The organism is Bradyrhizobium sp. NBAIM18 (assembly GCF_020193825.1).
Taxonomy (GTDB): domain Bacteria; phylum Pseudomonadota; class Alphaproteobacteria; order Rhizobiales; family Xanthobacteraceae; genus Bradyrhizobium; species Bradyrhizobium yuanmingense.
Genome location: NZ_JADYVO010000068.1, coordinates 1 through 751, shown reverse-complemented (window position 1 = coordinate 751; position 751 = coordinate 1). Strand labels below are relative to the sequence as shown.

The window sequence follows — 751 nt, the reverse complement described above, 5'->3', positions numbered from 1 at the left end:
CCCCACGGGGCGATCGGCAATCGGCCGCCGATTTTGCTGCAGAATCACGCTGGCGCTACCAGCCCACCAACGTGATCAGAGGCGCAAAACTTTAGTTCCGGGTGGTCCAAAGTTCGGTCTCACTGCAAAAAACCCCGAGACTCTAACTGCCGCTGGATGAAAATGCAGTGGCAGGTCAGCGAGGATCGACTTGACCGAGCCATAGGTGCGCGCGCCGATGTCGATCGCCCGCGCAGCCGCCGCGTCCAGCCGTTCGCGCCCATAGGAGGCGGCGAGCCTGAGGATGCCGAGGCAGGCGCGGAAGCCTTGTTCGGGGTGCGAGCGCTCGTCGAGAATGAGGTCGCACAATGCGCTGGTTGCCGGCCCGATCGCGGCGGCGTCCTGACGGATACGCCCGATAGTCCAGCCGGCGTAGCGCCGATGGCTGGAGGCTATGTGCTCCGGCACGGTGGTGTGCTTGTGATTGCCACTCATGCGCTGATGCGCGGCAATCCGCTCGCCCTTGTGGAAGATCTCGACGGTGCGGGCGGTGAACCGCACCTCGACCTCGGCACGCGCGAAGCGATGCGGAACGCTGTAATAATGCTTCTCCACCTCGACGTGATAGTCGAGGCTGACGCGGCGGATCCGCCACTCGGCGAACGCGTAGGGGCTCTCCGGCAAGTCCTTGAGCGCCGGCAGGTCGATCTCCTCCAATAGCTTGCGGCGGGTCACGCCGAGCCGCCGGATCGGCCGCTCCTCGTTGAGCCGG

General features: G+C 65.2%; 1 pseudogene. It reads right to left on the bottom strand.

The window, feature by feature from the left end:
* Positions 1-75: 75 nt before the first annotated feature.
* Positions 76-751, bottom strand: a pseudogene (locus I6F17_RS37435) (hypothetical protein); the annotation flags it as partial.